We start from the raw sequence: 24,135 nt of genomic DNA, 5'->3' as shown, positions 1-24,135 counted from the left end.
CCGCGCAGCGGACCCCGCCCGCGCCGCAGGCGCAAAAGCGAACCACCACGGCGGGACGGCCGACAACGTGGGAAGAACTCCAAGGCGGCGGACGGGGCGCCGTCAGGTCACTTCACCGGCTCCGGCTCCGGCGCGTCCGCGGGCTCCTCGTCGTCGGACGGGGGGTCCAGCGGCGTCCTGACGGAGTCCAGCAGGAGCTGGGCGACGTCCACGACCTGGATGGACTCCTTGGCCTTGCCGTCGTTCTTCTTGCCGTTGACCGAGTCGGTCAGCATGACGAGGCAGAACGGGCAGGCGGTGGAGACGATGTCGGGGTTGAGGGAGAGGGCCTCGTCGACGCGCTCGTTGTTGATGCGCTTGCCGATCCGCTCCTCCATCCACATCCGGGCGCCGCCGGCACCGCAGCAGAAGCCGCGCTCCTTGTGGCGGTGCATCTCCTCGTTGCGCAGGCCCGGGACCTTGCCGATGATCTCGCGCGGGGGCGTGTAGATCTTGTTGTGGCGGCCCAGGTAGCACGGGTCGTGGTAGGTGATGAGGCCCTCGACCGGGGTGACCGGGACGAGCTTGCCCTCGTCGATGAGGTGCTGGAGCAGCTGGGTGTGGTGGATGACCTCGTAGTCGCCGCCGAGCTGCGGGTACTCGTTGCCGAGCGTGTTGAGGCAGTGCGGGCAGGTCGCGACGATCTTCTTGGAAGCCTGCGGCTTCTTCGTCGACTCGTCCTCGCCGTCCTCGCCGAAGGCCGCGTTGAGGGCTTCGACGTTCTGCTGGCCGAGTTGCTGGAAGAGGAACTCGTTGCCCAGGCGGCGCGCGGAGTCACCGGTGCACGCCTCGTCGCCGCCCATGATCGCGAACTTCACGCCCGCGATGTGCAGCAGCTCGGCGAACGCCTTGGTGGTCTTCTTGGCGCGGTCCTCCAGGGCGCCGGCGCAGCCGACCCAGTAGAGGTAGTCGACCTCGGTGAGGTCCTCGATGTCCTTGCCGACGACCGGGATCTCGAAGTCGACCTCCTTGGTCCAGGCCAGACGCTGCTTCTTGGCCAGGCCCCAGGGGTTGCCCTTCTTCTCCAGGTTCTTGAGCATCGTGCCCGCCTCGGACGGGAACGCCGACTCGATCATGACCTGGTAGCGGCGCATGTCGACGATGTGGTCGACGTGCTCGATGTCGACCGGGCACTGCTCGACGCAGGCGCCGCACGTGGTGCAGGACCACAGCACGTCGGGGTCGATGACGCCGTTCTCTTCGAGGGTGCCGATCAGCGGGCGCTCGGCCTCCGCGAGGGCGGCGGCCGGGACGTCCTTGAGTTGCTCCTCGGTCGCCTTCTCGTTGCCCTCGGCGTCCTTGCCGCCACCGGCGAGCAGGTACGGGGCCTTGGCGTGCGCGTGGTCGCGCAGCGACATGATCAGCAGCTTCGGGGAGAGCGGCTTGCCGGTGTTCCACGCGGGGCACTGCGACTGGCAGCGGCCGCACTCGGTGCAGGTGGAGAAGTCCAGCAGGCCCTTCCACGAGAAGTGCTCGACCTGGGAGACGCCGAACTGGTCGTCCTCGCCCGGGTCCTCGAAGTCGATCGGCTTGCCGGCCGACGCCATCGGCAGCAGGGCGCCGAGCGCCGTGCCGCCGTCCGCCTCGCGCTTGAACCAGATGTTGGGGAAGGCCAGGAAGCGGTGCCAGGCCACGCCCATGTCGGTCTTGAGCGCGACCGTGATCATCCAGATGAACGAGGTGGCGATCTTCAGGCCGGCGAAGAAGTAGGTGAGGTTCTGGAGCGTGCCGACGCTCATCCCCTTCAGCCACGCGACGACCGGGTACGAGATGAAGAACGAGGCCTCGTAGCCGTCCACGTGGTGCTGGGCGCCCTCCAGGGCGTGCAGCGTGAAGATGCAGATGCCGACGATGAGGATGACGGCCTCGACGAAGTACGCCTGGCCGAAGTTGGAGCCGGCGAAGCGGGACTTGCGGCCCGGCCGGTTCGGCTTCGACAGCTGCCGGATGACGATCAGGGCCAGGATGCCCAGCGTCGTCATGGTGCCGACGAACTCGACGAAGACGTTGTACGGCGTCCAGTCGCCGATGATCGGCAGGAGCCAGTCGGCCTTGAAGAGCTGTCCGATGGCGTTGACGATCGTCAGCAGCAGGGAGAAGAAGCCCACCGCCACGAACCAGTGCGCCACGCCGACGACGCCCCAGCGGTTCATCCGGGTGTGGCCGAGGAACTCCTTGACCACGGTGACCGTGCGTTGCACGGGCTCGTCGGTGCGGGTGCCGGCGGGGACGGGCTGGCCGAGCCGGACCTGGCGGTAGATCTGCAGGATGGCGCGGCCGAATAGCGCGACGCCGACCGCGATTAGGACCAGCGACACGATGATCGCGGCGAGTTGCATGGGAGGCTCCTCGGACCTGCGAGAGCGGAGAAATCTTCAGGAATCCGCGCGATCGGAACGGCCGGGCCGTGGAGATCTGAGCGGAACTACTAAGCGGTAACTTTTCGGGTCTGCGCTGAGGTTACCCAGTATTCCGGGCCCCATGAAGCCGCCCGGCCGGTGATCTGTGTCGCGCGGGCAACCGCCGGGCGGCCCCCGGGCGTCCTCCGCAGCGACCCGATGACGATAAGCGCGACATAAAACTTGAGCGCCTCCGACTCAGGTCTGTTGACAGGTTCGGATCGGTACTGCACCCTTGAGCCTGTTCCACTCAAGTCAGCTGGAGGAATCGAAATGGCACGTGCGGTCGGCATCGACCTGGGCACGACGAACTCCGTCGTCAGTGTTCTCGAAGGCGGTGAGCCCACCGTCATCACCAACGCCGAGGGCGCCAGGACCACGCCGTCCGTCGTCGCCTTCGCCAAGAACGGCGAGGTGTTGGTCGGCGAGGTCGCCAAGCGCCAGGCGGTGACCAACGTCGAGCGGACGATCCGTTCGGTCAAGCGCCACATGGGCACTGACTGGAAGATCAACATCGACGACAAGGACTTCAACCCGCAGCAGATGTCTGCGTTCATCCTGCAGAAGCTGAAGCGGGATGCGGAGTCCTACCTCGGCGAGAAGGTCACCGACGCGGTCATCACCGTCCCGGCGTACTTCAACGACTCCGAGCGCCAGGCCACCAAGGAAGCCGGTGAGATCGCGGGCCTCAACGTCCTGCGCATCGTCAACGAGCCCACCGCGGCCGCCCTGGCCTACGGTCTGGAGAAGGAAGACCAGACCATTCTCGTCTTCGACCTCGGTGGCGGCACCTTCGACGTGTCGCTGCTGGAGATCGGCGACGGCGTGGTCGAGGTGAAGGCCACCAACGGTGACAACCACCTCGGTGGTGACGACTGGGACCAGCGCGTCGTCGACTACCTGGTCAAGCAGTTCGCCAACGGCCACGGCGTGGACCTCTCCAAGGACAAGATGGCGCTCCAGCGCCTGCGCGAGGCCGCGGAGAAGGCGAAGATCGAGCTGTCGTCGTCCAGCGAGACGACGATCAACCTGCCCTACATCACCGCCTCCGCCGAGGGCCCGCTGCACCTGGACGAGAAGCTCACCCGCTCGCAGTTCCAGCAGCTCACCGCGGACCTCCTCGACCGCTGCAAGACCCCGTTCCACAACGTGATCAAGGACGCCGGCATCCAGCTGTCCGAGATCGACCACGTGGTCCTGGTCGGCGGCTCGACCCGCATGCCCGCCGTCGCCGAGCTCGTCAAGGAGCTGACCGGCGGCAAGGAGGCCAACAAGGGCGTCAACCCGGACGAGGTCGTCGCCATGGGCGCCAGCCTCCAGGCCGGTGTCCTCAAGGGCGAGGTCAAGGACGTCCTCCTGCTGGACGTCACCCCGCTGTCCCTCGGCATCGAGACCAAGGGCGGCATCATGACCAAGCTGATCGAGCGCAACACCACGATCCCGACCAAGCGCTCGGAGATCTTCACCACGGCCGAGGACAACCAGCCGTCCGTGCAGATCCAGGTCTACCAGGGCGAGCGCGAGATCGCGGCGTACAACAAGAAGCTCGGAATGTTCGAGCTGACCGGCCTGCCGCCGGCCCCGCGCGGCGTCCCGCAGATCGAGGTCTCCTTCGACATCGACGCCAACGGCATCATGCACGTGACCGCCAAGGACCTGGGCACGGGCAAGGAGCAGAAGATGACCGTCACCGGCGGCTCCTCGCTGCCGAAGGACGAGGTCAACCGCATGCGTGAGGAGGCCGAGCGGTACGCGGAGGAGGACCACAAGCGTCGCGAGGCCGCCGAGACCCGCAACCAGGGCGAGCAGCTGGTCTACCAGACCGAGAAGTTCCTCAAGGACAACGAGGACAAGGTGCCCGCCGAGGTCAAGACCGAGGTCGAGTCCGCCGTCGGCGAGCTGAAGGAGAAGCTCAAGGGCGAGGACACCGCCGAGATCAAGACCGCCTCCGAGAAGGTCGCGGCCGTCTCCCAGAAGCTGGGCCAGGCCATGTACGCCGACGCCCAGGCCGCCCAGGGTGCGGCCGGTGCCGAGGGCGCCGCCGGCGGCCAGCAGGCCAAGCCCGAGGACGACGTGGTCGACGCCGAGATCGTCGACGACGAGAAGCCGAAGAAGGACGGTGCGGCGTGACGGAGGAGACCCCGGGCTTCGACGAGAAGCCCGACGTCCCTTCCGACGCCGCTTCCGAAGACGCGGCGCAGGCCGAGTCCGCCGACAAGGCGGGCTCGGCCCCGGCCGGGGACGTCCAGGACGTAGCGCTCCAGGCCCAGTTGGACCAGGTGCGCACCGCGCTCAACGAGCGCACCACCGACCTCCAGCGGCTCCAGGCGGAGTACCAGAACTACCGCCGCCGGGTCGAGCGCGACCGGGTGACGGTCAAGGAGGTCGCCGCGGCGAACCTGCTGTCCGAGGTGCTGCCGGTGCTCGACGACATCGGTCGGGCCCGGGACCACAGCGAGCTGGTCGGCGGCTTCAAGTCGGTCGCCGAGTCGCTGGAGACCGTGGTCGCCAAGCTCGGGCTGCAGCAGTTCGGCAAGGAGGGCGAGCCCTTCGACCCGACGATCCACGAAGCCCTGATGCACTCGTACGCGCCCGACGTCACGGAGACGACATGCGTCGCCATCCTGCAGCCCGGGTATCGCATCGGTGAGCGCACGATCCGCCCCGCGCGGGTCGCGGTCGCCGAGCCGCAGCCGGGCGCGCAGGGCGCCAAGTCCTCCTCGGAGGAGGAGGCCAAGGGCGCCAAGGGCGGCAAGGGAGCCAAGGGTGCCAAGGCTGCGGACAAGGAAAACGGTGGCCCGGAGAAGGGCTGACGTACGGGCTGAGCAGGGATCCGCCCGGAAGGAGGGACGTCGAGGATGAGCACCAAGGACTTCGTTGAGAAGGACTACTACAAGGTCCTCGGCGTCCCCAAGGACGCCACCGAGGCGGAGATCAAGAAGGCGTACCGCAAGCTCGCCCGGGAGAACCACCCGGACGCCAACAAGGGCGACGCCAAGGCCGAGGAGCGCTTCAAGGAGATCTCCGAGGCCAACGACGTGCTCGGCGACGCCAAGCGCCGCAAGGAGTACGACGAGGCCCGGGCGCTGTTCGGCAACGGCGGCTTCCGGGCCGGCCCCGGCGGCGGGAGCTTCAACTTCGACCTCGGCGACCTCTTCGGAGGCGCCGGGGGCGCGGGCGGAACCGCCGGGTCCGGCGGCTTCGGCGGCGGGATCGGGGACGTCTTCGGCGGCCTGTTCAACCGCGGCGGCTCCACCACCACCCGTACGCAGCCGCGCCGCGGCCAGGACATCGAGTCCGAGGTGACGCTCAGCTTCACCGAGGCGGTCGACGGGGCCACGGTCCCGCTGCGGATGTCCAGCCAGGCGCCCTGCAAGGCGTGCTCCGGCACCGGCGACAAGAACGGCACCCCCCGGGTCTGCCCGACCTGCGTCGGAACCGGCCAGGTCAGCCGGGGCGGGGGCGGCGGGTTCTCGCTCACCGACCCGTGCGCCGACTGCAAGGGCCGCGGCCTGATCGCGCAGCAGCCCTGCGAGGTCTGCAAGGGCAGCGGGCGCGCGTCCAGCGCCCGCACGATGCAGGTCCGCATCCCCGCGGGCGTCGCGGACGGGCAGCGCATCCGGCTGCGCGGCAAGGGCGCCCCGGGCGAGCACGGCGGCCCGGCCGGTGACCTCTACGTGGTCGTCCACGTCGACGCCCACCCGGTCTTCGGCCGCAAGGACGACAACCTCACCGTCACGGTGCCGGTCACCTTCCCGGAGGCCGCGCTCGGCGGCGAGATCAAGGTGCCGACGCTGGGCGGCCCGCCGGTCACGCTGAAGCTGCCGGCCGGCACCCCCAACGGGCGCACTATGCGGGCCCGCGGCAAGGGCGCGACCCGCAAGGACGGCACCCGCGGTGACCTGCTGGTCACCATAGAGGTGGTCGTTCCCAAGGACCTCGGCGACAAGGCGAGGGAAGCGCTGGAGTCCTATCGCGAGGCGACCGCGGGCCCGGACCCGCGGGCGGAGCTGTTCCAGGCCGCGAAGGGAGCATGAGATGGACAGCCGGGGCGGGCAGCGTCGTAACCCCTATGAACTGACCGACGAGTCACCGGTGTACGTCATCTCCGTCGCGGCCCAGCTCTCCGGCCTGCACCCGCAGACCCTGCGGCAGTACGACCGCCTGGGTCTGGTCTCGCCCGACCGTACCGCCGGCCGGGGTCGTCGTTACTCCGCCCGCGACATCGAACTGCTGCGCACCGTCCAGCAGTTGTCGCAGGAGGAGGGCATCAACCTCGCCGGCATCAAGCGCATCATCGAGCTGGAGAACCAGGTCGCGGCCCTGCAACAGCGGGTCGTCGAGCTCCAGGGCGCCCTGGAGGGCGCGGCCAGTGCGATGCAGCAGCGGGAGGCGGCGGTGCACGCCTCCTACCGTCGCGACCTGGTGCCGTACCAGGACGTGCAGCAGACCAGCGCGTTGGTGGTCTGGCGGCCCAAGCGGCCGTCGGACTGACGCCGTAGCGGATGCGGCGAAGGGCCGGGGTGGGCGCACCACCCCGGCCCTTCGTGCGTCGCGGGACCGGCGACGGCCCGGCGCACCGGGCCGTGCGGGCTCGGCGGTCAGCGGCCGTCGTAGCCGGCCGTCGGCATCGACAGTCGGCGGTGCACCTGCGACTTCATCGCGAGGGTGTAGACCGGCTCGTCCAGGTCGGCGGTCTCCAGGCGGACGCCCGCCGCCGCGCAGCGCGCGCCGAACTCGTCGGCGCCGTCGATGGCGTACTCCAGGGCCCGGCGGTTGGGGGTGACGAACACGTCGACCAGGCCCTCTTCGACGTCGTGCCACAGCGCACTGTGGTCGGCGCGCAGCTGGTGCAGGCTGAGTTGGCAGGTCAGCCGGTAGTCACGGGCCGCCGCCCACTGCTTGCACATGGCGTGCTGGCTGCGGTCATCGACCAGGAACGGATCCTCGTCCAGCTCGGACAGCGGCATCAGGCAGGCGATCGCCGTCACTCGGACCGAGTTCATCGTGCCCTCCGGGGCGTGGCGACAGTGGGGGCGACGATACCCCCGCCGAGGGCCCTGGGTGGAGGGGCTGTGCCGGGCGGCGAGGCGTATCCGCAGGCGTGGCAGATCTTCCAGCCGTCCTGGTTCACGGCCAACTGGCCGCCGCACCGGGGGCAGTTCTCTGCGGTGGGGCGGGGGCGCACCGTCCGTTTGCCCGGTGGGCGGCGCGGAGTCGTCGTCGTGTTGTCCAATGCCGACGCCATGCGGCCTCCAGCTGCCGTTTTTCCGCCCGGGACAGGGCCGATGCCGCCCGTCGATGTGCGGAGGTGTTCGGTTCCTGCCGTTCTTGAGTACCAGGTGGGTGCGGAAGGGCGGATCCGGAGGGCATGGTTTCGGACAGGTCCAGACCTGTCCGTGATGGGGGGTGCCCGGCGCTCAGGCCCGGCCGAGGGCCTTGGTCACCGCGATCTCGATCATGACGCGGTCGGGGTTGGGCTGCGGGGTCCGGTCGTACCGCTCGGCGTACCGGCGCACCGCGTCGGCCACCGTCTCCGCGTCGGTCCGCACCCGGGCGATCCCCTCCAGGGTCGCCCAGCGACCGCGGTCCACCTGGCACACCGCGACCCGCGCCCCGTCGGCGCCGGCCGCGAGGACGTTCTTGACCTTGGTGCTGTCCTTGCGGGTGATGATCCGCGCGAGGCGCTGCTCGGCGTCGTAGGTGACGCCCACCGGGACGACGTGCGGGGTGCCGTTGGCCCGCAGGGTCGTGAGGGTCGGCATCAGGTACTCGCCCCAGAAGGCGAGGTACTCGGGGGTGAGCGCGCTGAGGTCGTGGGCCATGGGGGCCAGGTTAGTGGGGGCCGCGGCGGACGGCCCCGGCCGGTCACGCGAAGTCGGTCGTCTCCAGGTCGAAGGAGAAGGGGGCGGGGAGGGGGAGGGGATCACCGAAGGGGGCGGTGTGAGTGGTGAGGTAGTCGTCGCCCTTCGGCTCGCTGAAGATCGTGACCGCGGACTTGCCGCGGTCGACGAGAAGGTAGAGGGGAACGGCGCCGCGCGCGTAGGCGTGGCGCTTGGCGACACGGTCATTGCGGGGCCTGCTCGATGTCACCTCGACGACCATGGCGACGCCCTTGCTGGGCATCCATGGCTCCGCCCCCCGGAAGAGACGCATCGCGTACGGGGCGATGGTGGCGTCGGGGATCACGTGGTCCGCGGGCTGGCCGTCCGTGCCGGCAAGGACGAGCCCCTTGTACCCCGAGATCTGCATGTCGGTCGCGGACCTTCGTGTCACCTGCATGCCGATGATGCCCAGGTAGTCCTCATGGTCGCCGTCCGTCGGCGGTGTCACGACAATTTCCCCCTCGATGAGCTCGGCCCGGAAGCCTGCCGGAGTTTCCAGGGCCAGAAAGCCCTTGAGGAGGGAGTCGTCCTGCGTGGGCATCGGCTCGTGTGCCATAGCCGTCATGCTGCACCTCCTTGCGGTCGAAGGCCAGCGTCGCTCGGTTGGTCAATGTCGTAGGCATATTCATCGACGTTTCGCTCGCACGAGTGAGCCTTGAGTGGAGTAGACTCAACTTATTGCACGTTGGCCAAGGCAGGATTGGATAGGAAGCGCGCGGAGCGCCGGAACGCACGAGGAGGACCAGGCAGACGTGGACGCCGAGCTGACCAACAAGAGCCGGGAGGCGCTGAGCGCCGCCAACGAACGGGCGATCGCCGGCGGGCACGCGGACATGACGTCCGCGCACCTGCTGCTGGCGCTGCTCGCCGGGCAGGACAACGAGAACGTCATGGACCTGCTGGCGGCCGTCGAGGCGGACGCCGCCCCGCTGCGGTCCGGCGCCGAGCGGCAGCTCGCCGGGCTGCCGAGCGTCCAGGGCTCGACCGTGGCCCCGCCGCAGCCCGACCGCGAGCTGCTGGCCGTCATCGCCGACGCCGCGCAGCGCGCCAAGGAGCTGGGCGACGCCTACATCTCCACCGAGCACCTGCTCATCGGCATCGCCGCCAAGGGCGGCCGCACCGGTGAGCTGCTGGAGCAGCAGGGCGCCACCGCCAAGAAGCTGCTGGCCGCCTTCGAGGCCAGCCGCGGCGGGCAGCGGGTGACCGGTCCGGACCCGGAGGGCACGTACAAGGCGCTGGAGAAGTTCGGTACGGACTTCACCGCCGCGGCTCGTGAGGGCAAGTTGGACCCGGTCATCGGCCGGGACCAGGAGATCCGCCGGGTGGTGCAGGTGCTCTCCCGTCGGACGAAGAACAACCCGGTGCTGATCGGCGAGCCGGGCGTCGGCAAGACCGCGGTGGTCGAGGGGCTGGCCCAGCGGATCGTCAAGGGCGACGTCCCCGAGTCGCTGCGCGACAAGCGGCTGGTCTCGCTGGACCTGGGCGCGATGGTCGCGGGCGCGAAGTACCGCGGTGAGTTCGAGGAGCGGCTCAAGACCGTCCTGGCGGAGATCAAGTCCAGCGACGGGCAGATCATCACGTTCATCGACGAGCTGCACACCGTCGTCGGCGCGGGCGCCGGGGGCGACTCGGCCATGGACGCGGGCAACATGCTCAAGCCGATGCTGGCCCGCGGCGAGCTGCGGATGGTCGGCGCGACCACTCTGGACGAGTACCGCGAGCGGATCGAGAAGGACCCGGCGCTGGAGCGGCGTTTCCAGCAGGTCCTGGTCGCCGAGCCGACCGTCGAGGACACGGTGGCGATCCTGCGCGGCCTCAAGGGGCGCTACGAGGCGCACCACAAGGTCCAGATCGCCGACTCCGCGCTGGTGGCCGCGGCCACCCTCTCCGACCGCTACATCACCTCCCGCTTCCTGCCGGACAAGGCCATCGACCTGGTCGACGAGGCCGCCTCCCGGCTCCGGATGGAGATCGACTCCTCCCCGGTCGAGATCGACGAGCTCCAGCGCGCGGTGGACCGGCTGAAGATGGAGGAGCTGGCGCTGCGCAACGAGACCGACGCCGGCTCCGTGGCGCGGCTGGAGAAGCTGCGCAAGGACCTCGCCGACAAGGAGGAGGAGCTGCGCGGCCTGACCGCCCGTTGGGAGAAGGAGAAGCAGGGCCTCAACCGCGTCGGCGAGCTGAAGGAGCGCCTCGACGACCTGCGCGGCCAGGCCGAACGCGCCCAGCGTGACGGCGACTTCGACACCGCCTCCAAGCTGCTGTACGGGGAGATCCCGTCGCTGGAGCGGGAGTTGGCCGAGGCGGCGCAGGCGGAGGCGGAGCAGTCGGCGGCCAAGGGCGCCGGCGGTGCGAAGGAGCCGATGGTCAAGGAGGAGGTCGGTCCGGACGACATCGCGGACGTGGTCGGTGCCTGGACGGGCATTCCGGCCGGGCGCCTGCTGGAGGGCGAGACGCAGAAGCTGCTGCGCATGGAGGAGGAGCTCGGCAAGCGGCTGATCGGTCAGGGCGAGGCGGTCCGCGCGGTCTCCGACGCGGTGCGCCGCACTCGCGCCGGCATCGCCGACCCGGACCGGCCCACCGGCTCGTTCCTCTTCCTCGGACCGACCGGCGTCGGCAAGACGGAGCTGGCCAAGGCGCTGGCGGACTTCCTCTTCGACGACGAGCGGGCGATGGTCCGGATCGACATGTCGGAGTACGGCGAGAAGCACAGCGTGGCCCGGCTGGTGGGCGCGCCTCCCGGCTACGTCGGCTACGAGGAGGGCGGCCAGCTGACGGAGGCGGTCCGCCGTCGCCCGTACAGCGTCGTCCTGCTCGACGAGGTGGAGAAGGCGCACCACGAGGTCTTCGACATCCTGCTCCAGGTGCTCGACGACGGGCGCCTCACGGACGGCCAGGGCCGCACGGTCGACTTCCGCAACACCATCCTCATCCTCACCTCCAACCTCGGTTCCGCCTTCCTGATGGACCCGCTGCTCAAGGAGGAGCAGAAGAAGGAGAAGGTGCTGGAGACGGTCCGGTCCGCCTTCCGCCCCGAGTTCCTCAACCGCCTGGACGACGTCGTCGTCTTCCACCCGCTCGGCACCGACCAGCTCCAGCGGATCGCCCGCATCCAGCTGGACCACCTCCAGCGCCGCCTGGCCGACCGCCGGCTCACCCTGGACGTCACCGACCGGGCGCTGACCTGGCTGGCCTGGCTCGGCCGGGAACCGGTCGCGGGCGCCCCGGCGCCGGACTTCTCCTACGGGGCCCGGCCGCTGCGCCGGCTGGTCCAGACCGCCATCGGTGACCAGCTGGCGCGCGCCATCCTGGCCGGCGACGTGCTCGACGGGGACACCGTCCGGGTGGACGTGGCCGAAGACGGCGAGCGACTGACGGTCCGGGCGGTGCGCCCCGCCGCCTGATCGACGGCCACCGCCGCCCCCGGCGGGGCCGCCCGCCGCCCCCATACGCGCCGGTCCGCAGTACCGGGCTTGCCAGGACCGGGCGCGTATGGGGGAGGATGGCAGGGTCCATACGAAGGGAATTCCACGGTGAGCATCGACCCGTCCTCGATTCCGAATTTCGGGGGCCAGCCCGAACCGCAGCCGTCGGGGCCTGATGGTCCCGTCGTCCCCGACCAGGACCTGGTCAAGCAGCTCCTCGAGCAGATGGAGCTGAAGTACGTCGTCGACGAGGAGGGTGACCTCGCCGCCCCGTGGGAGCAGTTCCGCACGTACTTCATGTTCCGTGGAGAGGCGGAGCAGGAGATCTTCTCCGTCCGGACGTTCTACGACCGCGTCCACGGCATCGACGAGAAGCTGAAGCTGCTGGAAGCGATCGACGACTGGAACCGTCGGACGCTCTGGCCCAAGGTGTACACCCACACCCACGACGACGGCAGCGTCCGTCTGATCGGTGAGGCGTCGATCCTGATCGGCACCGGCGTCTCGCTCGAACACTTCGTGTCGAGCACGGTCAGCTGGGTGCGTGCCTCGATCGAATTCGACAAGTGGATCGTCGAGCAGCTCGGTCTGGAGGCCGAGATCGAAGGAGACTCCGACGAGAAGCCGGGCGACGACGAGGCCTGAGACCCCGTCCGCGCCGCGGCTGCCCGGGCCCCGGAACCGACCGTCGTCGGTCCGGGGCCCGTGTCGTGCCCGCCCGCGGGGCCGACGGCCCGGCCGTCTCACAGCGGCATCGCCGCGAGGGTCAGCAGGTACGGCCCGTAGCCGAGGGAGAGCGCGGCCAGCCCGCCGGTGATCACGGCGGTGGTGCGCCGGCGGGCCCGGGCCAGCGCCAGCGCGGCCGGCAGCAGCAGCGGGAAGGCCGGCAGCAGGAAGCGCGGTTTCGACGCGAAGTAGCCGGTGCCGCCCAGCGCCAGCACGACCAGCACCGTGACGTAGCCGAGCACCGCGGCCGGCGGCCGGTCCGCCGCCAGCAGCACGTACAGCAGCAGCGCCACCGCGACCACGGCGAGCGTCATGAGGTACGCCGGCGGGGCCCCGAGCAGCACCAGCCGCCGGACCGCCCGCAGCGCGTCCCGCCCGCAGTCGAAGCGCGAGCCCCAGCGCGCCTGCACCTCGAAGTACCCGAGCGGGCCGCGGCCGGTGCGGCGCCCGACCCACAGCACGTACCCCAGCCATCCGACCGGCGCCAGCAGCGCGGCCGCGCACAGCCGCCGGCCCGGTACGTGCCCGTCGGGCACGCGTCCACCGGGTGCCGGGCGCCGCACCGGCCCGCGCCGCCACTGCTGCCACGCCCGCACCGCCACCGCCGCCTGGACCGCCGCGACGATCGCCAGCGCGCTGGGCCGGGCCAGCCCCGCCAGCGCGGCCAGCGCCCCGGCCCCCAGGAAACGGCCGGTCAGTGCCGCGTACAGCGCCCAGGCGGACAGCGCGGTCAGCAGCGCCTCGGTGTACGCCAGCGATTCGACGACCGCGTGCGGCAGCACCGCCCACAGGACGACGAGCAGGGTCCCGGCCCGCCGCCCGTGCAGCCGCTCCCCCACCGCGAAGATCCCCCAGGCCGCCAGCAGCGCCGCACCCCAGGCGACCAGCAGTCCCGCGGTCAGCGCGTGCACCGGGAGCGCCGCGCCGACGCCCCGCACCAGCCACGGGAACAGCGGGAAGAACGCCAGGTCGGCGCCCGGCACGTCGGGCCACCGCCCGTCCGGCGCGGCCATCCCGTAGCCGTGCTGCGCGATGCTCAGGTACCACTGGGAGTCCCACGACCCGCCCAGCAAGGACCGCGGGTGCCGTCCGGTGCGCCAGGCCCACGCCGCCACGCACGCCGCTCCGGCCAGCCGGATGCCGACGAACCACAGCAGTGCCGTTTGGGCCCGCCGCGCCGCGGCGCCGACCCGTCCCCACGGGGTTGCGGACGCCGCCGCCACGCCCCCGGTCCGCTCCACGGTCTCGGCGACCACCAGCCACCTCCGCTCACCCGGCTCGCCCCGCCACCGACTCTCGGCGCCGGTGCCCCGCGCCGCGAGCGGGGTGGGCGGATCGGGTGGCGACACGGCGTCCGGGGCGCGCGACGGGCCCCGGACGGTCGCGGTCCGGGGCCCGAACGGGCGCCCGCCTACAGGCGCTTCAGCCGTCCCGCCGCCTCCTGGAGGACGGCGGTGCCCTTGCAGAAGGCGAACCGGACGAAGGGCGCGCCCTGGTCCTGGTGGTCGTAGAAGACGGCGTTGGGGATGGCGACGACGCCGGCGCGCTCGGGCAGGGCGCGGCAGAAGGCGAAGCCGTCCGTCTCGCCGAGCGGGCGGATGTCGGTGGTGATGAAGTAGGTGCCGGCCGGGCGGAAGACCCCGAAGCCGGCGTCGGCGAGGCCGGTGGCGAGGATGTCGCGCTTGGTGCGCAGGTCGTCGCGGAGCCCGGTGAAGTAGGCGTCGGGCAGGGCCAGTGCCTCGGCCACGGCGTACTGGAACGGGCCCGCCGAGACGTAGGTGAGGAACTGCTTGGCGGAGCGGACCGCGCTGATCAGCTCCGGGGCGGCGGTGACCCAGCCGACCTTCCAGCCGGTGAACGAGAAGGTCTTGCCGGCCGAGCTGATGGTGACGGTGCGCTCGCGCATGCCGGGGAACGAGGCGATCGGCAGGTGCTCGCCCTCGAAGACCAGGTGTTCGTAGACCTCGTCGGCGACGACCAGGAGGTCGCGCTCGACGGCCAGTGCGGCGATCGCGGCCAGCTCGTCGCGGGACAGCACGGTGCCGGTGGGGTTGTGCGGGGTGTTGAGGAGGATCAGGCGGGTCTTGTCGGTGAGGGCGTCGCGGAACTCGTCGAGGTCGAGGTGGTACGTGCCGGTCTCCGCGGACGGGCGCAGCGTCACCGGGACGCGGCGGCCGCCGGCCATGGCGATGCCGGCGGCGTACGAGTCGTAGTAGGGCTCCAGCGCGACGACCTCGTCGCCCGGTTCGAGCAGGGCCAGCAGCGACGCGGCGAGGGCCTCGGTGGCGCCGGCGGTGACCAGGACCTCGGTGTCGGGGTCGTAGGAGAGCCCGCGGTGCCCGTAGAAGCGCTGCTGGTGGGCGGCGACGGCGGTGCGCAGCTCGGGGATGCCGGGGCCGGGCGGGTACTGGTTGCCGCGGCCGTCGCGCAGGGCGCGCACCGCGGCTTCGCGCACTTCCTCCGGTCCGTCGGCGTCGGGGAAGCCCTGGCCGAGGTTGATGGAGCCGGTGCGTTGGGCGAGCGCCGACATCTCGGCGAAGATCGTGGTGCCGAATGCGGCGAGGCGTCGGTTGAGCAGCGGTCGGTCCATGCGCGCCATCCTCCGCCGAACCTCTGGAGTTCCTCAACTGTGCTTTGCGCCGCCGAGGGCCGGGCATCAGCCCCGCACCAAGGACGACGAGGCCGCCGGCCAGGGCGGCCGCGCGGCGCAGGACGGCGCCGCGCCGGCGCACAGGGCGCCGACGGAGCGATGTCTCGCTTCGGGGGAGAGGAAGGAGGGTGAGGCGATGAGCTGGGGACCTGTGGTGGTGGTGGTGATCGTGATCGGCGTGGTGGGGGCGGTGGCCGCGTCCGTGCGCAACGACTCCCGTAAGGCGAGCCGCTCGTCCGGCAGGTACGGCGGCCGACAGAAGGCGTCCCGCCGCAGCACCAGCGGCAGCGGGGGGAGTTGGTGGGTGGCCGGCGGCGGTGCCGACGGCGGCTCGTCGTCGGGCGGTGGGCACCATTCCCACCACTCCTCCTGCGGCGGGGGCGGCCATCACGGCGGCCACTCCTGTGGCGGAGGTTCTTCCTGTGGCGGCGGTGGCGGCGGTGGCGGCTGTGGCGGAGGTTCCTGAGAGACACACCCGGGAGTGCTGAGGCACCCCCGCGGAGACTCGCACGCATGTGCCCACGACTGCGGAACGTACCCGTCCGCGGCCGTGGGCGCGCCTCTTCCCGGGCCCGTCGGGCCCCTGTACCGGGGGCCTCGGCGCCCCTGCGCCGGCACACATGCGACCAGCTCATGCGCCCTTGCATATGCGCCCGGCGCGTGGCGAGAAAACGCCCAACACCCATGGGGCGATGGGGTGTTGAACAGGTGAGCTGTACGGCCCTCTAGGGGATGGAAACCAGGGCGAAGATGGGTAAAAACGCTGTGGGCGCCACATCATCCGTGATTCCCTCTCCTTGAGAATCCCCCAGTTCTCGGACCCCGCGTGGGCACGAGCCGGCAGGCAGTCATTGATCCCTGATCCCCATCTCGGGCGGGCCGGCCCACCATCCACTGCGTGCTTGCGGAGCCGACCCATGCTCACCACCTTGAAAACGGCTTACACCGATACCCGCGCATCCGACCTGGCCTGGGCTCTGGGCAGGGAACCCCTGCCGGCACTGGCCGTACTGGACCTCCAACTCGACGACGCCCACGTGCAGTTGAGGCTGCTCGGAGCGTCGCACCAGGTGCTGCTCGAAGAGGAGCACGGCAACTGTTCCGAGACCGTCGCCTGTATGCCGGGCAGCAGCACGCCGCTGCCGCTCGGCGTGGCCAAGCGTCTGGGCGACTGGGAGTACGAGTTCGCCGCACACGTCGAGACGCTCTCCCGCGGTTCGTTCGCCGGCCGGGCGCAGGAGCTGTTGGCCCTGGTGGCCGAGCACCCGCACGGCCTCGCCGGCACCTTCCCCGGCTCGCCGCACGCCTTCACCGCGATGTTGGCGCAGCGGCAGCAGGGGCAGGTGCGGTGGCGCACGTGGCACGCGTACCCGCAGGAAGGGCGGCTGGTGGCCACCCGCACGCGGGTCGGGGTGCGGGCGGCCGTCGCCGTCTGACGGCGCCGATCCCGCCGCGGGCAGGGGGTGCGCGACGCCGCTACCGTCCATCCGTCAACTGGTGTGCACAGCAAGCACACTGCACTCGTGTGGGTGACGTGGAGCGACGAAATCGTCACGTAGCGTTCATGTCATGATCGACCCGCCAGAGCCCCTCGTCGTCGGCGCGCTCAGGCCGCCGGAGGCCCTGACGCCGGCGCGGCTGCCGGTGCCGTCCGGGCTCGGCCGGCTGCTCGTGCTCGCCGCGGTCTTCGTCTGCGCGGCCTGCGGACTGGTCTACGAGCTCGAACTGGTCGCCCTGGCGAGCTACTTGATCGGCGACTCGGTCACCCAGGCGTCGGTCGTGCTGTCCTTCATGGTCTTCGCGATGGGCGTCGGAGCGCTGCTGGCGAAACGGTTGCGCTGCCGGGCCGCGGTCGGGTTCGGCGTGGTCGAGGCGGTGCTGGCACTGGTCGGCGGCGGCTCCGCGATGGCGCTCTACGCCTGCTTCGCGTGGTTCGGCCAGTCCCGCATCGCGCTCGTGGCCTTCTCCCTGGGCATCGGCGTGCTGATCGGCGCCGAAATACCGCTGTTGATGACGCTGATCCAGCGGGTGCGCCGGCAGGACGCGGGCGGGGCGGTGGCCGACCTGTTCGCCGCGGACTACGTCGGCGCGCTGGTCGGCGGGCTGGCCTTCCCGTTCCTGCTGCTGCCCTGCTTGGGCCAGTTGACCGGGGCGCTGGTCACCGGAGCGGTCAACCTCCTCGCCGGGGCGGCGCTGGTGCTGTGGCTCTTCGGCCGCGATCTGACCCCCCGCGCCCGCTGGGCGCTGGTCGGCCTCAACGTGTTGGTGCTGGCTCTGCTGCTGGCGGGGATGGCGCTGGCCGGACCGTTCGAGCAGGCGGCCCGCCGGGCGGTGTACGGGGCGCCGGCCCGGGTCGCCGAGCAGACCGGCGTCCAGGAGGTGGTGCTGATCGGCGGCGCGGGCGGTCCGCACGGCGCCGGAGCCGGCTCGGGGCGGGGGAGGAAAGGTTCCGGCAGCCCCCTGGAGCTGTTCCTCGACGGGCGGCTGAAGGTCAGCTCGGAGACCGAACGGGGCTACCACCAGGCCCTGGTGGGCCCCGCGATGGCCGGCGGCCCGCACGCCCGGGTCCTGGTGCTGGGCGGCGGTGACGGCCTGGCCGCGCGCGAACTGCTGCGCTACCGCTCGGTCCGGTCGGTGACGGTCGTCGAGATCGACCCGGAGGTGGTGCGGTTGGCGCGCACCGACCCGGGGCTGTCCGCCCTCAACCGGCACGCGTTCGCCGATCCCCGGGTGCGGGTGGTCACCGGGGACGCCTTCGACTGGCTGCGCCGGCAGGGCCGGTCGGGCGGCCGGCGGCCGGCGCCCTACGACGTGATCGTCTCCGACCTGCCCGACCCCGGGATCACCGCCAGCACCAAGCTCTACTCCCAGGAGTTCTACGGCCTCACCGCGCGGATGCTGACCGGCGGTGGGCGGTTGGTGGTGCACGCCGGCCCGCCGCGCGCCCGGGCGGCGACGTTCTGGACGGTGGTGGCGACGCTGCGTTCGGTGGGCCTGGACACCCTGCCGTACCGCGTCCCCGGCCGGCGGCCGGACTTCTCCGGCGGACCGGACCGCGCGCTCGCGCCGGGCCCCCGACCGGACGGGGCGGGCGGGCCGGCCGCGCTGCCGTCGGACGGCGCCGGGTACTGGGGCTTCGTGCTGGCCGCCCGGCGCCCGCCGCGTCTCGTCGTGGCCCCGGACGCCCCGTCCACCCTCGTCCCCCTGAGCGTGCTGCGGGCCGGACGGCTGCCGCAGCCGCACCGGTCCGGGCCGCCCTCGACGCTCATGCACCCCCGGTACTTGCAGTGAGCGGGCGTCGCGCCGCCGGGGCGGGGCCGGTCCGCTGCCAGCCGGGAAAAGTCGCGCCGCAGCGGGCACGGGTGCCGCGGGTGCTGGGTAGGCTCCCATGTCATGGAGCATGAGGTGTACGTTCCGTTTCCCGTCCGGACCGTGCGGCAGGCGCTCACCGAACCGGAGCGCGTGGCGCGCTGTGTCCCTGGAGTCCAACTCGACGCCGATGCGGCCCCCCACCGTCCCGAGGGGCGGCTGCGGTTGCGCGTCGGGAGCTCCACCATCACCTACCGCGGAGCGCTGACGGTCAGCGGCGACCCGGCCGACGGCCCCGGGGACGGCGACCCGGCGGCGCCGGACGCGCTCGCCCCGGTGACCGTCGAGGCGAGCGGCACCGAGACCCGGGGCGACGGGACCGTGGCGCTGACGCTGACGGTCCACTTCGCCCCCGCGTCGGAGCCGGGCCCGGGGACGACGTTGGTGTGCGCCGGTGCGGTGCGCAGCGTGGGTCGGTTGGCCGCCGCCGACGAGCAGAGCGCGGCGACCGCGGGCCGCCGGCTGCTGGACCGCTTCGCGCAGAACCTCGCGTCGGACCTGACCGACCGGCCGGTGGACGGGGCCCCGGAGGGCGAGGGGCCCGCAGCGGTGCCGCAGAGCGTCTTCGACGCCGAGGTCCCGCCGTCGTCGCTCGATCCGTCGGGTGCCGCGGAGGACGACGTCAGCGTGGTGGCGGATCCCGACGAGCCGGTCGACGCGGTGGCGGACGACGTCCCCGAGGTGGCCTCCTTCGACGACGACGACGACGACGACGACGGCGACGGCGACGCCGCCGACGCAGACGACGAGTTCGACGTCGCGCCCGCGGAGGCCGCGCACGCCCGTCGGACGATGATCGGCCGCAGTGCGGAGGAGGTCGACCACGCCCCGCCGCGCGGCCGGTACGCGCCGGTGCCCGCGCCGGAGCCCGGCGGGAGTTCGGTGCCGCTGCGCTGGGCGGCGCCCGCCGCGGCGGTGGTGCTGGCCTCGGCGGTGGTGGTCGGACGGGTGTTGCGGCGGCGCCGGTGACCGGGCGGGCCGTGGGCCCTTCCGGGGCGTCGGCGCCGCGGCGCGGGCCCGCGCCCGCCCGGGTCCCGGCGTGCGACCGGTCGCACCGTTAGGGTCGCTTCCGTGAGCACCGAGAACACCACGCAGAGCGCGGCGCGGGAGCGCGGCGCGGACGGCGTACGGCTGTCCGCAGGGGACACCGAACTGACCGTGCACCCGGAGAACGGCTGCCGGCTGGGCAGCCTGCGGGTCGGCGGCACGGAACTGTTGCGGCAGGGGGCCAAGTATGGCTGTTTCCCGATGGCTCCGTGGTGCGGCCGGATCGACCAGGGACGGTTCCGCAACGGCGGCGACGTCCACCAGATGCCGGTCAACTCGCCCCCGCACGCCATCCACGGCACCGGTCGCAACCTCCACTGGCGCACCGCGCGGAGCAGTGACGCCGCGGCCGCCTTCACCTACGAGCTGGCCGACCCCGCGGCTCCCTGGCCCTATCCGGGGACCGTCACCCAGCTCGTCGAACTGGCCGAGGACGGCGGTTCGCTCACGCTCACCATGGGCGTCGAGGCGGCCGGCGACTCCTTCCCGGCGCAGGCCGGTTGGCACCCGTGGTTCCTGCGGAACCTCGGCGCGGGCGAGGACGTCCGGATCGACTTCGCCGCCGAGTGGCAGGAGGAGCGGGGCGGGGACCACCTCCCGACCGGCCGCCGGATCACCCCACGGCCCGGACCGTGGGACGACTGCTTCGGGATGCCGAGCGGCGTCGAGGTGACGCTGACCTGGCCGGGACGGCTCCAGCTGACGGTCGCCAGCCGTGCGGAATGGGTCGTGGTCTACGACGAGCAGGACGAGGCGGTCTGCGTCGAGCCGCAGTCCGGCCCGCCGAACGGTCTGAACACCACCCCCCGCCTGGTCACCCCGATCGACCCGCTGGAGGTCTCGACGACCTGGAGCTGGCGCGCCCTGTAGCCGCCGGACGTCGGGCCCGGGGCGCTGTCCTAAGCTCGTGCGCATGACTGACGACGTGCGCGGCGAGCTGCTGCAGCAGATCAAGGACAAGGCCGTGGTGCACGGCAAGGTGACGCTCTCCTCCGGCAAGGAAGCCGACTACTACATCGACCTGCGCCGGATCACCCTCGACAGCGAGGCGGCGCCGCTGGTCGGTCAGCTGATGCTCGACCTCACCGCCGACCTGGACTTCGACGCGGTCGGCGGGCTGACGCTCGGCGCCGACCCGGTGGCCACCTCGATGCTGCACGCCGCCGCCGCCCGCGGCCGTCGGCTGGACGCCTTCGTCGTCCGCAAGGCGCAGAAGGCCCACGGCATGCAGCGCCGGATCGAGGGCCCGGACGTCACGGGCCGCCGCGTCCTGATCGTCGAGGACACCTCCACCACCGGTGGCTCGCCGCTGACCGCCGTCGAGGCGGCGCGGGAGGCCGGCGCCGAGGTGGTTGCGGTTGCGACGATCGTGGACCGGGGCGCGGCGTCGGCCCTCGCCGACGCCGGCCTGCCGTACCTCACCGGCTACCAGCTCGACGATCTCGGCCTGAGCTGACGACCCGATCGGGTCGTTCCGGCTGACCTGCGATGTCGTCCCGGGCGCGGTGTTTCACGGGAAACCTTGGGCAGGTTCTCCCCGGAAACACCGGGCCCGGTTTCACGTGAAACGGCGTCCGCGCTGCCGAGGGCCGCCATCCGGGCGATGTGGAGCAATCCAGTGAGTCTGGGAAGATGTGCCACGGCGAAGTCGTCGCCCCCTGGTCAGGGCCAAGAACGCACACCCCGCACACACAAGGAGCGGACAGATGCCCATCGCAACCCCTGAGGTCTACAACGAGATGCTGGACCGGGCGAAGGCAGGCAAGTTCGCCTACCCGGCCATCAACGTGACCTCCACGCAGACGCTGCACGCGGCGCTGCGCGGTTTCGCCGAGGCTGAGAGCGACGGCATCATCCAGATCTCCACCGGTGGTGCGGAGTTCCTGGGCGGTCAGTACAACAAGGACATGGTCACCGGTGCGGTGGCGCTCGCCGAGTTCGCGCACGTGGTCGCCGAGAAGTACGGCGTCAACATCGCGCTGCACACCGACCACTGCCCGAAGGACAAGCTGGACGGCTACGTCCGCCCGCTGATCGCGATCTCCGAGGAGCGCGTCAAGGCCGGCCGCAACCCGCTCTTCCAGTCGCACATGTGGGACGGCTCCGCCGAGACCCTCGCCGACAACCTGGCCCTCGCGCAGGAGCTGCTGCCCCGCGCCGCCGCCGCCAAGATCATCCTTGAGGTCGAGATCACCCCGACCGGTGGCGAGGAGGACGGCGTCACCCACGAGATCAACGACGAGCTCTACACCACGGTCGAGGACGCGCTGCGCACCGCCGAGGCGCTGGGCCTGGGCGAGAAGGGCCGCTACCTGCTCGCCGCCTCGTTCGGCAACGTCCACGGCGTCTACAAGCCGGGCAACGTGGTGCTCCGTCCCGAGCTGCTGAAGGACCTCCAGCAGGGCGTCGGCGCCAAGTACGGCAAGACCGCCCCGTTCGACTTCGTCTTCCACGGCGGCTCCGGCTCCACCGAGGAGGAGATCGCCACCGCGCTGGAGAACGGCGTGGTCAAGATGAACCTCGACACCGACACTCAGTACGCCTTCACCCGCCCGGTCGCGGACCACATGTTCCGCAACTACGAGGGCGTGCTGAAGGTCGACGGCGAGGTCGGCGACAAGAAGACCTACGACCCGCGCAGCTGGGGCAAGCTGGCCGAGGCCGGCATGGCCAAGCGGGTCACCGAGGCGTGCGCCAACCTGCGCTCCACGGGCACCAAGCTGAAGTAGGCACCGGCCGCCCAGCGGCTCGACGGGCCCCGCAGCCGTACCGGTTGCGGGGCCCGTCGCCGTCCGGGACGCCGCCGTCGCAGGGGCGGGCGGCCGCGGAACGGGGCATGCTCACGGTATGGACGTACCGGCGGGGAACGAGCCGGGCGGGGTGCGGCTGGCCTCGGCGCAGGGCCGCTGGGTGCTGACGACCACCGTCCTCGGCTCCGGCATGGCGATGCTCGACAGCACGGTCGTCAACGTGGCGCTGCCCAGGATCGGCGCGGACCTCGACGCGGACCTGGCGGTGCTCCAGTGGACCGTGACCGCCTACATGCTCACCCTCTCCGCCCTGATCCTGCTGGGCGGCTCGCTCGGCGACCGGTACGGCCGCCGCCGGATCTTCGTCATCGGCGTGATCTGGTTCGCGGCGGCCTCGCTGCTGTGCGGGATGGCGCCGGGACCCACGGTGCTGATCACCGCCCGGGCGCTCCAGGGCGTCGGCGGCGCGCTGCTCACCCCCGGCTCCCTCGCCCTGATCCAGGCGGTCTTCCACCCCGACGACCGGGCCCGGGCGGTCGGCGCCTGGTCCGGTCTGGGCGGGGTGGCCGCGGCGATCGGCCCGTTCGTCGGCGGGTGGCTGGTGGACGGCGCGGGCTGGCGTTGGGTGTTCTTCCTGAACGTGCCGGTGGCGGTGGCCTGCGTGCCGATCGCGCTGCGGCACGTCCCCGAGAGCCGTGAGCGCGGGGCGGGCGAGGCGCGGGGCTTCGACGTGGCCGGTGCCGTCCTGGGCGCGCTGGCGCTGGCCGGCGTCACCTACGCGCTGATCGAGGCGCCGGGGCGGGGCGCCGCACCCGGCGTGATCGTGCCCGCGGTGGCCGGGGTGCTGCTCGGCGCGGTCTTCCTCCGGGTGGAACGGCGGCGGCCCGATCCGATGCTGCCGCCGAAGATCTTCACGATCCGCCAGTTCAGCGCCGTCAACGCGGTGACGGTGTGCGTCTACGCCGCGTTCGGCGGGTTCTTCTTCCTCGCCGTGCTCCAGCTCCAGGTGGTCGCCGGCTACTCGGCGCTCCAGGCGGGCACCGCGCTGTTGCCCACGACCGTGCTGATGCTGCTGCTGTCGGCCCGTTCCGGCGAACTGGGCCAGCGGATCGGCCCGCGCATCCCGCTCACCGTCGGCCCGGTGCTCTGCGCGATCGGAATGCTGTTGATGACCCGGGTGGGCCCCGGCGCGTCCTACGCCGTCGACGTGCTGCCGGCGCTGGTGGTGCTGGGCGCCGGGATGGTGACCCTGGTCGCCCCGCTCACCGCCACCGTGCTGGCGTCGGTGGACGTCGACCGGGCCGGCCTGGCCAGCGGCATCAACAACGCCGCGGCGCGGGCCGCCGGCCTGGTGGCGGTGGCCGCCCTGCCCCTCCTCGCGGGGATGGGCCCGGAGGCGTACCGCTCGGCCCCCGCGTTCGCCGCGGCCTTCCGCCGCGCCATGCCGCTGTGCGCCGCGGTCCTGTTGCTCGGCGCCGTGATCGCCTGGCTGACCGTCCGCGGCGACGTACTGCACCCCACCGCCCCCGAGACCCCCGAACCCTGCCACGCCGAGTGCACGTACCACTGCGGCATGGCCGCCCCACCCCTGAACCCGGGCGAACACCCCACCACGGACCACCCCCCTCCACCCCCGTGACCAGCAGCACCAACTCACCAGCACCGACCCACCAGCCCCAACCCACCAGCACCAACCCACCCACCCAAGCCCCCACCCACCAAATTTCCCCCCACTACGGGAGGTGACGGGGCGGTGGGGTGGGGGTGTACCGGACGTAAAGCGCAGCAGTCCTGCACACCACCCCCGCACCCCCCCCTCACCGCACCACAGCGGTCAAGCCCCCC

At 71.8% G+C, this 24,135-nt stretch carries 20 protein-coding genes; 13 read left to right on the top strand and 7 right to left on the bottom strand.

The genetic code is table 11. The features are described from left to right. Positions 1 to 107: 107 nt before the first annotated feature. Complete coding sequence (locus ABD385_RS09630; protein ID WP_344574663.1) at positions 108 to 2,378, bottom strand: (Fe-S)-binding protein; 2,271 nt, start codon at positions 2,376 to 2,378, stop codon at positions 108 to 110. Between the two features lie 333 nt (positions 2,379 to 2,711). Between ABD385_RS09630 and dnaK the strand changes: the two genes are divergently transcribed. From dnaK to ABD385_RS09610, 4 genes are read left to right on the top strand one after another with little or no spacing between them, the layout of a single operon-like run. Further along, a complete protein-coding gene (dnaK, locus tag ABD385_RS09625; RefSeq protein WP_344574662.1) occupies positions 2,712 to 4,568 on the top strand; it encodes a molecular chaperone DnaK in 1,857 nt (618 codons plus the stop codon). Beyond that, positions 4,565 to 5,251 carry a nucleotide exchange factor GrpE gene (gene grpE / locus ABD385_RS09620; protein WP_344574661.1) on the top strand — a complete coding sequence of 229 codons (687 nt, stop codon included), beginning with the start codon at positions 4,565 to 4,567 and terminating at the stop codon, positions 5,249 to 5,251. Before dnaK ends, grpE begins: the two co-directional genes overlap by 4 nt. Positions 5,252 to 5,296: 45 nt before the next feature. Further along, positions 5,297 to 6,475: a molecular chaperone DnaJ gene (gene dnaJ, locus ABD385_RS09615; protein WP_344574660.1), complete on the top strand. Its 1,179-nt coding sequence runs from the start codon at positions 5,297 to 5,299 to the stop codon at positions 6,473 to 6,475. 1 nt (position 6,476) lies between these two features. After that, positions 6,477 to 6,932, top strand: coding sequence for a heat shock protein transcriptional repressor HspR (locus tag ABD385_RS09610; RefSeq protein ID WP_344574659.1), 456 nt, complete (start codon positions 6,477 to 6,479; stop codon positions 6,930 to 6,932). Positions 6,933 to 7,039: 107 nt separating this feature from the next. Here the strand turns inward: ABD385_RS09610 and ABD385_RS09605 are convergent, their stop codons facing one another. From ABD385_RS09605 to ABD385_RS09595, 3 genes are all read right to left on the bottom strand, one after another. After that, positions 7,040 to 7,444, bottom strand: a complete 405-nt coding sequence (locus tag ABD385_RS09605; RefSeq protein WP_344574658.1) for a hypothetical protein — start codon at positions 7,442 to 7,444, stop codon at positions 7,040 to 7,042. Positions 7,445 to 7,858: 414 nt separating this feature from the next. Then, complete coding sequence (locus tag ABD385_RS09600) at positions 7,859 to 8,263, bottom strand: pyridoxamine 5'-phosphate oxidase family protein (protein ID WP_344574657.1); 405 nt, start codon at positions 8,261 to 8,263, stop codon at positions 7,859 to 7,861. Between the two features lie 43 nt (positions 8,264 to 8,306). After that, the gene (locus ABD385_RS09595) at positions 8,307 to 8,879 is read right to left on the bottom strand and encodes a Uma2 family endonuclease (RefSeq protein WP_344575016.1); all 573 of its coding nucleotides are present in this window, start codon (positions 8,877 to 8,879) and stop codon (positions 8,307 to 8,309) included. Positions 8,880 to 9,075: 196 nt separating this feature from the next. On the opposite strand from ABD385_RS09595, the gene clpB reads away from it, so the two are divergent. After that, a complete protein-coding gene (gene clpB / locus ABD385_RS09590) occupies positions 9,076 to 11,727 on the top strand; it encodes an ATP-dependent chaperone ClpB (protein WP_344574656.1) in 2,652 nt (883 codons plus the stop codon). A 129-nt stretch (positions 11,728 to 11,856) separates the two neighbouring features. After that, positions 11,857 to 12,393: a YbjN domain-containing protein gene (locus tag ABD385_RS09585; RefSeq protein WP_344574655.1), complete on the top strand. Its 537-nt coding sequence runs from the start codon at positions 11,857 to 11,859 to the stop codon at positions 12,391 to 12,393. A gap of 98 nt (positions 12,394 to 12,491) precedes the next feature. On the opposite strand, the gene ABD385_RS09580 is transcribed toward ABD385_RS09585, so the two are convergent. From ABD385_RS09580 to ABD385_RS09570, 3 genes are all read right to left on the bottom strand, one after another. Then, the gene (locus ABD385_RS09580) at positions 12,492 to 13,730 is read right to left on the bottom strand and encodes a hypothetical protein (protein ID WP_344574653.1); all 1,239 of its coding nucleotides are present in this window, start codon (positions 13,728 to 13,730) and stop codon (positions 12,492 to 12,494) included. A gap of 155 nt (positions 13,731 to 13,885) precedes the next feature. After that, positions 13,886 to 15,064 carry a pyridoxal phosphate-dependent aminotransferase gene (locus tag ABD385_RS09575; protein ID WP_344574652.1) on the bottom strand — a complete coding sequence of 393 codons (1,179 nt, stop codon included), beginning with the start codon at positions 15,062 to 15,064 and terminating at the stop codon, positions 13,886 to 13,888. Between the two features lie 66 nt (positions 15,065 to 15,130). Next, positions 15,131 to 15,403, bottom strand: coding sequence for a hypothetical protein (locus ABD385_RS09570; protein WP_344574650.1), 273 nt, complete (start codon positions 15,401 to 15,403; stop codon positions 15,131 to 15,133). 638 nt (positions 15,404 to 16,041) lie between these two features. Here ABD385_RS09570 and ABD385_RS09565 point away from each other — a divergent pair. From ABD385_RS09565 to ABD385_RS09535, 7 genes are all read left to right on the top strand, one after another. Next, the gene (locus tag ABD385_RS09565) at positions 16,042 to 16,560 is read left to right on the top strand and encodes a DUF2617 family protein (protein ID WP_344574649.1); all 519 of its coding nucleotides are present in this window, start codon (positions 16,042 to 16,044) and stop codon (positions 16,558 to 16,560) included. Between the two features lie 133 nt (positions 16,561 to 16,693). After that, on the top strand, positions 16,694 to 18,415 hold the full coding sequence (locus ABD385_RS09560) for a polyamine aminopropyltransferase (RefSeq protein ID WP_344574648.1): 1,722 nt from the start codon (positions 16,694 to 16,696) through the stop codon (positions 18,413 to 18,415). A 102-nt stretch (positions 18,416 to 18,517) separates the two neighbouring features. Next, entirely contained in the window at positions 18,518 to 19,462 is a 945-nt protein-coding gene (locus ABD385_RS09555) for an SRPBCC family protein (protein ID WP_344574647.1), read from the top strand. Between the two features lie 102 nt (positions 19,463 to 19,564). After that, positions 19,565 to 20,410: an aldose epimerase family protein gene (locus tag ABD385_RS09550; protein WP_344574646.1), complete on the top strand. Its 846-nt coding sequence runs from the start codon at positions 19,565 to 19,567 to the stop codon at positions 20,408 to 20,410. Positions 20,411 to 20,453: 43 nt separating this feature from the next. Further along, positions 20,454 to 20,996, top strand: coding sequence for an orotate phosphoribosyltransferase (pyrE, locus tag ABD385_RS09545; RefSeq protein WP_344574645.1), 543 nt, complete (start codon positions 20,454 to 20,456; stop codon positions 20,994 to 20,996). Between the two features lie 250 nt (positions 20,997 to 21,246). Further along, positions 21,247 to 22,269 carry a class II fructose-bisphosphate aldolase gene (gene fbaA, locus ABD385_RS09540; RefSeq protein WP_344574644.1) on the top strand — a complete coding sequence of 341 codons (1,023 nt, stop codon included), beginning with the start codon at positions 21,247 to 21,249 and terminating at the stop codon, positions 22,267 to 22,269. Between the two features lie 118 nt (positions 22,270 to 22,387). After that, positions 22,388 to 23,929 (top strand): MFS transporter, encoded by a 1,542-nt coding sequence (locus ABD385_RS09535; protein ID WP_344574643.1) that lies wholly within the window; start codon positions 22,388 to 22,390, stop codon positions 23,927 to 23,929. The last annotated feature ends 206 nt before the right edge of the window (positions 23,930 to 24,135 follow it).

Source organism: Streptomyces lunalinharesii (genome assembly GCF_039532155.1).
Lineage (GTDB): Bacteria > Actinomycetota > Actinomycetes > Streptomycetales > Streptomycetaceae > Streptomyces > Streptomyces lunalinharesii.
The sequence above is the reverse complement of the archived record's forward strand: the minus strand, read 5'-3'. Positions and strand labels throughout refer to the sequence as shown.

What these genes read in the sequence shown, in the direction of transcription:
- ABD385_RS09595 (WP_344575016.1), bottom strand. Translation starts at nt 8,879, where the DNA reads ATGGCACACGAGCCGATGCCCACGCAGGACGACTCCCTCCTCAAGGGC.
- ABD385_RS09575 (WP_344574652.1), bottom strand. Translation starts at nt 15,064, where the DNA reads ATGGACCGACCGCTGCTCAACCGACGCCTCGCCGCATTCGGCACCACG.
- ABD385_RS09535 (WP_344574643.1), top strand. Translation starts at nt 22,388, where the DNA reads ATGGACGTACCGGCGGGGAACGAGCCGGGCGGGGTGCGGCTGGCCTCG.
- ABD385_RS09555 (WP_344574647.1), top strand. Translation starts at nt 18,518, where the DNA reads ATGGAGCATGAGGTGTACGTTCCGTTTCCCGTCCGGACCGTGCGGCAG.
- ABD385_RS09630 (WP_344574663.1), bottom strand. Translation starts at nt 2,378, where the DNA reads ATGCAACTCGCCGCGATCATCGTGTCGCTGGTCCTAATCGCGGTCGGC.
- ABD385_RS09565 (WP_344574649.1), top strand. Translation starts at nt 16,042, where the DNA reads ATGCTCACCACCTTGAAAACGGCTTACACCGATACCCGCGCATCCGAC.
- ABD385_RS09560 (WP_344574648.1), top strand. Translation starts at nt 16,694, where the DNA reads ATGATCGACCCGCCAGAGCCCCTCGTCGTCGGCGCGCTCAGGCCGCCG.
- ABD385_RS09605 (WP_344574658.1), bottom strand. Translation starts at nt 7,444, where the DNA reads ATGAACTCGGTCCGAGTGACGGCGATCGCCTGCCTGATGCCGCTGTCC.
- ABD385_RS09600 (WP_344574657.1), bottom strand. Translation starts at nt 8,263, where the DNA reads ATGGCCCACGACCTCAGCGCGCTCACCCCCGAGTACCTCGCCTTCTGG.
- fbaA (WP_344574644.1), top strand. Translation starts at nt 21,247, where the DNA reads ATGCCCATCGCAACCCCTGAGGTCTACAACGAGATGCTGGACCGGGCG.
- dnaJ (WP_344574660.1), top strand. Translation starts at nt 5,297, where the DNA reads ATGAGCACCAAGGACTTCGTTGAGAAGGACTACTACAAGGTCCTCGGC.
- dnaK (WP_344574662.1), top strand. Translation starts at nt 2,712, where the DNA reads ATGGCACGTGCGGTCGGCATCGACCTGGGCACGACGAACTCCGTCGTC.
- pyrE (WP_344574645.1), top strand. Translation starts at nt 20,454, where the DNA reads ATGACTGACGACGTGCGCGGCGAGCTGCTGCAGCAGATCAAGGACAAG.
- ABD385_RS09610 (WP_344574659.1), top strand. Translation starts at nt 6,477, where the DNA reads ATGGACAGCCGGGGCGGGCAGCGTCGTAACCCCTATGAACTGACCGAC.